The following is an 8,375-nucleotide window of genomic DNA, read 5'->3' on the forward strand; positions in this document are numbered from 1 at the left end:
GAACCATCCGCAGGGTTAAAACTCTTCTCGACTCCTTGTTTCCCATCCATCAGATTCACTTGTGAACTGTATAATGTATATCCTATTGTTGCCATCTATTTCTCCTTAGTTATATTTACGTATTGCCGAAGCTTCAAAGATAATGATCATCACAAAAGCAAAAAGTGGAAGCCAAAAGGTATAAAAATTTTCGTTTTCATTTTTCTTTATTAATGCATTAAATGCTTCTTTCCCTTTAGCATAAGGTATGACGATTTTGCCGTCTCTCTCTATCTCTGCTATCCATACACTGCCGTGTGCTAGTGGAAACCATCTGATTGTTACAGGATACGAGAGGTCTCGATTCAATATGCCGTCTTTATCCTCATACCAACTGACAATGCCACTAAGATATTGATATCGCCTTTGAATATGGATATTGGAACCGTCAGATTTTATAAGCCCTAAATCAAACTGGCGTTTAGCGTATTTTAGATATTTGAGTGTTCCACTATCAGTCCTGAGTTCTTGATAGGATGGAAACGGTGTGGAAAAATCGTCATAATCAATTTTTGTTGACAAACCTTCTAATATCAACCAAACTGGTAAAATAAAAAAACCTATTGCCCGTAAGGCATGAGGCCATGAGCCTTTATGTTTTATCGTCCACATCCCCCACATTGCTTTTGGTACATACGGTATCCATCCGAATAAAATATTTATCAGCCATTTTAAAAAATTCCTTTTTTTCTTATACATCCCGCTTCCCCGCCTTTTTAATAACCTCTAAAACATCCAAAGCAGTTTATCTTAAACATATTTTGTTTTTGATTTGATGAGTAGCAAAATTTATTTTTATGTGTTGACACAGAATTACTATTATAGTAATATACATTACAGTAATATAAAATACAAAAGAGACCCAATGAAATTTTATAACCGAGAGAAAGAACTCGAAAAGCTCCGAAGTATCGAATCAAGCTCACATGATGGATCAAAAATGACCGTCGTCGTCGGTCGTCGCCGTATCGGTAAAACCAAACTAATCAAAGAGGCGTTTGAGCAAAAAGTCTACCTTTTCGTATCCAAAAAAAATGAAGCATTGTTGTGCGAAGAGTTCATCACCATCCTACAAAATACTCTCGATCTAAAAATACTGGGCAGTTTTACCAAATTTAGAGACCTCTTTGAATACATGATGCTCTTGTCCAAAGAGAGGGCGATTACCCTCATCATCGATGAGTTTCAAGAGTTTTTGCAGATTAACCCCTCTATATACTCCGATATGCAAAACATTTGGGATGAGTACAAAGACTCGACAAAAATGAACCTCGTCCTCAGCGGATCGATCTATTCACTGATGAAAAAGATATTTGAGGATAAAAAAGAGCCTCTATTCGGTCGTGCCGATGCAAAGATCCATTTGCAGCCCTTTCGTGTCGATACCCTCAAAGAGATTTTGAACGATTACAACAGTAACTTTACGAATGAGGATCTGCTATCGTTTTATATTTTTACCGGAGGAGTGGCGAAATATGTCGAATTGTTTGTGGATGCGGGTGCATTTACACAAGAAAAACAGCTTGATTTGATTTTTAGTGAGGATTCACTCTTTTTGGAGGAGGGGAAGAATCTTTTGATCGAAGAGTTTGGAAAAGAGTACACCACCTATTTCTCCATCCTCTCACTCATCGCTTCGTCTAAAACATCACGAAGTGCGATTGAATCGATTTTGGAACGTAATATCGGAGGGTATTTGGATCGGTTGGAGAACGAATATACGGTTATCCGAAAGATAAAGCCGGTACTCGCCAAAGAGGGGAGCCGAACCCAAAAATATGAGATTAGTGATAATTTTTTTAATTTCTGGTTTCGCTTTATCTACAAAAACAAAAGTGCGGTAGAGATAGGTAATTACCCCTATGTACGCTCTATCGTCGAACGTGACTACAGTACGTATGCAGGAAAATTTTTGGAGAAATATTTTATTGAACAGCTCAAAGGGACTCAAAATTATTCTCTCATAGGTACCTACTGGGAGCGAAACAATGAGAATGAAATCGATATTGTCGCGCTCAATGAACTGGAAAAAAAGGTACTGATTGCGGAAGTCAAACTAAATCCTAAAAAAATCGATTTGGATGTGCTCAAAAATAAAAGCCTAAAGCTGATCGGTGATTTTAAAGCGTATAGGGTTGAGTATAAGGGGTTTTCAATGGTGGATATGTGAATAACCTCACACCGTTCGTGGTGAGCTTGTCGAACCATGAACAGCGCACCCTTCGACAGGCTCAGGGCGAACGGAGTTACACATCCCTCTCCCCCGCCTTTTTAATAACCTCTTCCAACCGCTCCGTAAACGCTTGGGCATCTTCCTCGCCGATCATCATCGGCTCATTGATATGTACATCGATAATAAAGGGGACGAGCAACGCTTCCCCTTTTGGGAGTACTTTTCCCGCACCGCCGAGATAGATGGGGACAACGCCGATATGGGGAGCCATTTTTGCCAAATGGGCGACCCCCGATTTGAATTTGCTCATCTGTTCTGCTTCCCCGCGACTCCCCTCGGGGAAGAGGATGATACTATCTCCTGCTTCGAGGGCTTGGCGCACTGATTCGAGGGGATGGGTGTGCGATCTCTCTACCTTTCGGCTCAGGGGGATAATCCCGATGAACTGGGTCGAGAACCACGCGATGAGGCGGTTTTTCATAAAATAGTCCGCCGCCGCGACGGGGCGGATACGGTGGATTTTGCGCAAGGGAAAGAGGCTCATGAGGACAAGGGTATCGAGATGGCTGTTGTGGTTGGCGACGATGATGCAGGGTTTGTCGTGATTGAGGTGTTCGCGCCCCCGCACATGAACCCCGAAGATTAGCAGTACCGTAGGACGGACGATGAGGGCGAAAAAGAGCCATTTTAGCATCTCATTATCCTAATAGTAGAGATAGTAGGTGAAATGGAAAAAGAGCGGTGCGGTATAGGTGAGACTGTCGACACGATCAAGTATCCCCCCATGCCCCGGCAATAGATGCCCCGAATCTTTGACTCCGATGTCCCGTTTGACCATCGAGATGACGACATCGCCGACAAACCCTGCGCCGCTGATGAGCATCCCAGCCGCGAGTGCTTGAAGCGTCGTAAACGGGGTGAGAAACGAAAATGCTACCGCGAGAGCGCTGAGGGTGATAAATGCCCCCACAAACCCCTCGATCGTTTTATTGGGGCTTACTTTCGGGACGATTTTATGTTTGCCGAATGCTTTACCCCATAGATACTGCAACACATCATTAAGTTCGGTGAGGACGACGAGATAGAGCACCAGCTCTTTACCTCCTACATCATGCCCCGCCACAGCAGGCAACGTCATCATATAGGCGAGGTGGCTGAGACCGAAGACGAACATCATCAGCCCCCACTGTACGCGGCTCGTGTTCTCTAAAAATCCCTGCGTCTCTCCGATGAGTACCTGACGAAACGGGAGGAGTAAAAAGAGGTAGACGGGTATCCAAATGATAAATATCCCATACCATTGTAAACCCGCGAACCAGTACTGAAACACGATGGAGAGGTAGGCGTAAAAGATGATCCGACGATCGGTGCGACGGGTCGGGATGAGGGTGAAATACTCTTTGAGGGCGAGATAGCTGATGAGGGCGAAAAAGAACATTGCTACCGTCGTGTTGAGCATCGCCCCGAGTATAAATGCCCCGATAATAATCCACCATGAGTAGACGCGGTCTTTGAGTTCTTGGGAGGTTTTGGTACGAAATATAACCGATACGATCACGGTGGCAAACGCCAAAATCCCTAAAATAATCAGAAGAACTATTCCGCTTTTACCTGAAAAAAGTGTGGTGATAGTCTCTATCATGATGGTAATCCTCTCATCGAACGTCGAAGTACCGTCCATCCCCCCATCAGTGTCGCGACGATCATGATGGCATCAAACCAACCCTCGGGCAAAACTCCAAGCCCAAGCATAAGCGAGAGTGAACCGATCACAAATGCACGATCACTTTTCCCCATCGGACCATCATACCGACGTACTCCGCCGATCAGCGCCCCCAGTACCCCCGCCATCTCGGTGAGGATCGCGACAACAACAAACAGCACGACCCAAATGGCAGAGACTCCTGCGATCAGAGCAAACGGCAGATAAAGTGCCGCATCCGAGAGTACATCACTCATCTCGTTGAGCATCGCCCCCGCGTCGCTTTTCATATCGTACTCTTTGGCGAGCATCCCATCAATCGCGTTGAGTGCCATTCTCACAAACATCACCGCAGGGATCGAAAGAAGTGTCCACATCGCACCATGGGTGAGAGCAACCGCTCCACCCGCGATAAAAGAAAGTACTAATGCCAAGTAGGTAATTTGGTTCGGGGTTATCCCGATATTTGCCAATCTTCCAACAATCGGGCGAAGGAGGTTTTGGAATGCGGGTTTGAGATCGTAGATAGTCGCCATTCATGTTCCATTGAGAAGATGTCGTATTTTAGTGTAAAAAATTGAAATCCAGTTATTTTTGTTACCACTTATAGCTATTTATGCACTTTTCATCCACATTTTTACCCTACAATAATCTAGCCTCAAAGTATAATAACCGTTATATTTTGGATTAGCTATACTTTAAAAATACAATCATTGGAGATTCTCATGCGTTCACTCACCGTAGCCGCTTTATTACTTTTGGTTTCCAATGCAAATGCATTGGATTTCGGTTCACTCATGCAAAGCGTAGCACCCGTAGCCCAAAGTGCTGCTCCTATCGCCGATAGTGCCCTCACCTCTAATCCGTTGATTAAAAACATCACCTCTACCCTCGGTGTTACCCCGACTCAAGCGATCGGAGGCGCTGCAGCCGTTATTAATGATGCAAAAGGAAACATGAAACCGACCGATTTTACTACCCTAACCAAACAAGTACCGCAAGCAGGAGCTCTTCTTAACGCAGCACCGGCAGGAATACTCGGACTTGGAAGTCTCAGCTCTCAATTCTCCTTTTTAGGAATGGATGCTTCTATGATCGATAAATTCTCTCCATTGGTTTTACAATACCTCCAAAGCGGTGCAACACCGGGTATGGATAAAATCCTCGCAGCAGCATTCGCACAATAATGTTCTCACTTGCCTGCATTATTTTTGCGGGGGGAAAAAGCTCTCGTATGGGAGAAGATAAATCGCTTCTCCCTTTCGAAAAGTTCACCTCCCTAACAGAGTTCCAATACCAGCGCCTCACTCCGCTTTTCACGCGTGTAGCTATCTCAACCAAAACTGCCGATAAATTTGATTTTAACGCTGATTTCATCCTCGATCCCCAAGAGGTTGAATATGCCCCTACCGCAGGATTTGTAAGTGCTTTTCGAGAAATTATGGATGAGCGGATTATGGTTTTGAGTGTCGACACCCCGTTTGTGGATGAACCTATATTTCAAGCTTTGATCGATGCAGATAATGGGCAGTTGGATGCGGTAATCGCCAAAACCTCAGAGGGGAGTCACCCCTTATGCGGCATCTACCACCGCTCTTTATTGGGAGAGTTTGAACGAATGTTAGCCGAGGGGGATCACCGACTCGGCAAACTTCTGGCTAATTCTAAGACCCTTTACGTCGATTTTTCGGATGAGGCACCGTTTACAAATCTCAACCATCCGCACGAATATCAAGAGGCTCTTTCTCGCTTTTGCGCACCAGATAAATAAAGACTGCAAATACCAACAGTAAAAATGCCAATGCAGCGATCAGTGTCGATGCATACGGTAGATCTTTATAATCATGAAGTGCGATTTTAAAGACGACCAACAACGCTTCGATCAATAATGCAATGATGATAGATACCGAAAAATTGAGCAATGTTTTAGCATTAAACGCATCACTCACATGCTGAGTACGAGGCAATACCTCCTGCTCGAAAATGGTTTTACCTAAATCATACACCGCCAGCCCCAACGTCAGAGCGATAATCGGCTTAAATACCGTATCCATCGAGAGAGGCTCAGATCCTACGATATATCCTCCGAAAGTATAAAATCCATACAGTACGACAAATACCCCGAAAAAGAGCAATCCGCCTCCGATAACCGCATACGACGAACGATTGATCCGCTTAAAGACATCGTTTTTCTCAATCAAATCAAACCGCTCTAACAAACTCCGGACCCGAAAATCCAAAAATAAATAGCCATCACCCACTGCATAAATCACCGTGATACACAAATGTCCTGTAGCGGTAGAGATATAAGGCTCACTCACATGGTATCCCTTTTGGATAGCCACCTCATCGACCAAATAGGCTCGATCGATTCCGGCATGGTGCCCCTCTTCGCGATCCGCATAAATATTCGGCGAATTTTGGATAAATCCTTCATCGCATTTGTAAATGAGTTCCAAACTCGGAAATGTTTTATAAAGACGCTCCGCAAGCTGTACATTGAACGTTTTTAAACTGACTCGGCCCAAGGATGTAAGGATGAATTTTTCGATCAACGGGGCATTTGCGGCGTAACTTCGTACTAAATTTTGCATCTTTTTCCCCTAATGTATTAATTTGTATTTGATTGTCTGTTTAAAAGTCTTGCCCTACGATGTAGTCATCAAAGCAGAGCAATCCTTAGGAATCTTGAAGGAGGTTTTATGAGGATTTCGGAATTACATACTATCCTTTAGCATCACCAAAATCTCATGACAAAACTATAGCCCAATTTTTATCGCTAATATGATTATTTTTTAATCAATACCCGATTTACAACTCTAAGCTATAATAATAAAAAGAATTGTAAAAGAGAACTAGATGAATTTAACCCATCTCGATGAACGCGACCGACCCAAAATGGTTGATGTCTCCGATAAAAACACAACCTCCCGTGTTGCGGTTGCCAGCGGACTCATCACGATGAGCCAAGATGCATTTGATGCCGTCATCACCCAAACTGCGAAAAAAGGGCCCGTTTTGCAAACGGCAGTCATCGCAGCGATCATGGGGACGAAAAAAGCATCCGACCTCATCCCTATGTGCCACCCTCTCAATCTCAGCGGGGTCAACTGTGATATCGATGAACTTCCCGAATTACCGGGATTTCGTCTCATCGTCACGGCAAAGCTCAGCGGTCAAACAGGAGTAGAGATGGAAGCGTTAACTGGCACCAGCATCGGATTACTCACCATCTACGATATGCTCAAAGCGATCGATAAAAGCATGGTGATCGGTCCCATCCAACTCGAAACCAAATCAGGAGGCAAAAGTGGTGATTATCAACGAAACAACCCAAAAAGTTGAGCTAACCTATCCATGCACATGGTGTTATAAAGTCGTTGCGTATGAGCGAGCAGGAATAGAGATTGCTGCCATCGAGATTTTTAGTGAACGCCAATACTCACTCAACCCCTCCAATGTCAGCAAAGGGGGAAAATACATCAGTATGAACTTAGAACTTTTGGTGCATAATGAAGACGAACGAACCTATTTTTACGAAACACTCAAAGCCCATCCCCACATAAAAATGGTACTCTAAAGGATTACGAATGAAAGCAGAAACATTAACCACAAATATCCATGAGCACTTTTCAGCTCAAAATATTCCCGATATGCCTCTCCAAGAGCTTCGAGAATTGACCACAGCACTTTTAAAAGAGACAACCCTCTCGTTTCACAATGAACTTGAAGATCTCATCGCCCAAAAAGAGCAAATCGAACGTCAAATTGCCCGCAAAAGTGATGAACTACAACAACTCAAATACCGTTTTTTCGATATTTTGGAAAAATTGTTTACTAATAATGAGACAATACTGGAGAAACTTCACCAAATCAAGATTCAATCGGTTGATCTTTTGGATATTCTCGAAGAGATGGTAGAGAGTGCGATTATCACGACCCTCGAAAAAGGTTCTGATATCGAAGAGACCCTCCACGAAATCATCAAAGAGATCACCTTTGAAACCCTCAATGCCAATGTCCTCAATGCCGTTCGTATCCGTCGTATTTTGGCCAGCATTCTTCAAACTGCCCTCAACATTGCCGATGCAACTCCAAACCAAGCGGATACGATTTTACGCGGCACCTTGCTCGGAATCCGCTCAGCCCTTTACAAATCGATCGAAAAATTCCACCAATACCTCCTCTATGTCCCCGAAGAGGTCAAAGCACTTTACCGTGCAGAGTACAAAACGATCGAAGAGGAACTCGATAACATCGATACCCTTTTCATCCAAGTGATCCACTCACTTAAAAATCGTAATTCATCTATTATGATCACCCGACTTGAAGCCATCAGTGATGATATTAGGTTCGATACCGAAGAGATCAAACACCTCTCCAAAGAGACCGTTGAGCTCCTACGCAATCGTCTCTCAAATTTAAAACGTAATGTCTCTGAAAAAAGTGCGAAACTCCTCA

The 8,375-nt window shown here is 43.8% G+C and carries 11 protein-coding genes; 6 read left to right on the forward strand and 5 right to left on the reverse strand.

Annotation, left to right across the window (positions count from 1 at the left end; all coding sequences use genetic code 11):
- Nucleotides 1-105 precede the first annotated feature (105 nt).
- Nucleotides 106-738, reverse strand: a complete 633-nt coding sequence (locus tag WA010_RS03230) for a hypothetical protein (protein WP_422555738.1) — start codon at nt 736-738, stop codon at nt 106-108.
- Between the two features lie 166 nt (nt 739-904).
- Between WA010_RS03230 and WA010_RS03235 the strand changes: the two genes are divergently transcribed.
- On the forward strand, nt 905-2,209 hold the full coding sequence (locus WA010_RS03235; RefSeq protein ID WP_422555739.1) for an ATP-binding protein: 1,305 nt from the start codon (nt 905-907) through the stop codon (nt 2,207-2,209).
- 76 nt (nt 2,210-2,285) lie between these two features.
- On the opposite strand, the gene WA010_RS03240 is transcribed toward WA010_RS03235, so the two are convergent.
- Genes WA010_RS03240 through WA010_RS03250 form a run of 3 tightly spaced genes read right to left on the reverse strand, consistent with a single transcriptional unit; the run spans nt 2,286 to nt 4,450 of the window.
- Nucleotides 2,286-2,906, reverse strand: a complete 621-nt coding sequence (locus WA010_RS03240) for a lysophospholipid acyltransferase family protein (RefSeq protein WP_422555740.1) — start codon at nt 2,904-2,906, stop codon at nt 2,286-2,288.
- Nucleotides 2,907-2,915: 9 nt separating this feature from the next.
- Nucleotides 2,916-3,854, reverse strand: a complete 939-nt coding sequence (locus WA010_RS03245) for a phosphatidate cytidylyltransferase (RefSeq protein WP_422555741.1) — start codon at nt 3,852-3,854, stop codon at nt 2,916-2,918.
- Nucleotides 3,851-4,450 carry a CDP-alcohol phosphatidyltransferase family protein gene (locus WA010_RS03250; protein WP_422555742.1) on the reverse strand — a complete coding sequence of 200 codons (600 nt, stop codon included), beginning with the start codon at nt 4,448-4,450 and terminating at the stop codon, nt 3,851-3,853. Before WA010_RS03250 ends, WA010_RS03245 begins: the two co-directional genes overlap by 4 nt.
- Nucleotides 4,451-4,639: 189 nt before the next feature.
- Between WA010_RS03250 and WA010_RS03255 the strand changes: the two genes are divergently transcribed.
- On the forward strand, nt 4,640-5,101 hold the full coding sequence (locus WA010_RS03255) for a DUF2780 domain-containing protein (RefSeq protein ID WP_422555743.1): 462 nt from the start codon (nt 4,640-4,642) through the stop codon (nt 5,099-5,101).
- Entirely contained in the window at nt 5,101-5,685 is a 585-nt protein-coding gene (gene mobA / locus WA010_RS03260; protein WP_422555744.1) for a molybdenum cofactor guanylyltransferase MobA, read from the forward strand. Before WA010_RS03255 ends, mobA begins: the two co-directional genes overlap by 1 nt.
- Here mobA and WA010_RS03265 read toward each other — a convergent pair.
- The gene (locus WA010_RS03265) at nt 5,627-6,508 is read right to left on the reverse strand and encodes a hypothetical protein (RefSeq protein ID WP_422555745.1); all 882 of its coding nucleotides are present in this window, start codon (nt 6,506-6,508) and stop codon (nt 5,627-5,629) included. The genes mobA and WA010_RS03265 overlap by 59 nt on opposite strands.
- 265 nt (nt 6,509-6,773) lie before the next feature.
- On the opposite strand from WA010_RS03265, the gene moaC reads away from it, so the two are divergent.
- The 3 genes from moaC to WA010_RS03280 form a co-directional block, all read left to right on the forward strand.
- Nucleotides 6,774-7,259 carry a cyclic pyranopterin monophosphate synthase MoaC gene (moaC, locus tag WA010_RS03270; RefSeq protein ID WP_422555746.1) on the forward strand — a complete coding sequence of 162 codons (486 nt, stop codon included), beginning with the start codon at nt 6,774-6,776 and terminating at the stop codon, nt 7,257-7,259.
- A complete protein-coding gene (locus WA010_RS03275; protein WP_422555747.1) occupies nt 7,225-7,494 on the forward strand; it encodes a YbeD family protein in 270 nt (89 codons plus the stop codon). Before moaC ends, WA010_RS03275 begins: the two co-directional genes overlap by 35 nt.
- Nucleotides 7,495-7,504: 10 nt before the next feature.
- Nucleotides 7,505-8,375, forward strand: an 871-nt coding sequence (locus WA010_RS03280) for a DUF6781 family protein (RefSeq protein WP_422555748.1), incomplete at its 3' end; no start/stop codon positions are given.

Source organism: Sulfuricurvum sp., assembly GCF_049305995.1.
Lineage (GTDB): Bacteria > Campylobacterota > Campylobacteria > Campylobacterales > Sulfurimonadaceae > Sulfuricurvum.

Excerpts from the sequence above, each read along its gene's own strand:
- WA010_RS03230 (WP_422555738.1), bottom strand. The coding sequence starts at position 738 with ATGTATAAGAAAAAAAGGAATTTTTTAAAATGGCTGATAAATATTTTA.
- WA010_RS03235 (WP_422555739.1), top strand. The coding sequence starts at position 905 with ATGAAATTTTATAACCGAGAGAAAGAACTCGAAAAGCTCCGAAGTATC.
- WA010_RS03240 (WP_422555740.1), bottom strand. The coding sequence starts at position 2,906 with ATGCTAAAATGGCTCTTTTTCGCCCTCATCGTCCGTCCTACGGTACTG.
- WA010_RS03245 (WP_422555741.1), bottom strand. The coding sequence starts at position 3,854 with ATGATAGAGACTATCACCACACTTTTTTCAGGTAAAAGCGGAATAGTT.
- WA010_RS03250 (WP_422555742.1), bottom strand. The coding sequence starts at position 4,450 with ATGGCGACTATCTACGATCTCAAACCCGCATTCCAAAACCTCCTTCGC.
- WA010_RS03255 (WP_422555743.1), top strand. The coding sequence starts at position 4,640 with ATGCGTTCACTCACCGTAGCCGCTTTATTACTTTTGGTTTCCAATGCA.
- mobA (WP_422555744.1), top strand. The coding sequence starts at position 5,101 with ATGTTCTCACTTGCCTGCATTATTTTTGCGGGGGGAAAAAGCTCTCGT.
- WA010_RS03265 (WP_422555745.1), bottom strand. The coding sequence starts at position 6,508 with ATGCAAAATTTAGTACGAAGTTACGCCGCAAATGCCCCGTTGATCGAA.
- moaC (WP_422555746.1), top strand. The coding sequence starts at position 6,774 with ATGAATTTAACCCATCTCGATGAACGCGACCGACCCAAAATGGTTGAT.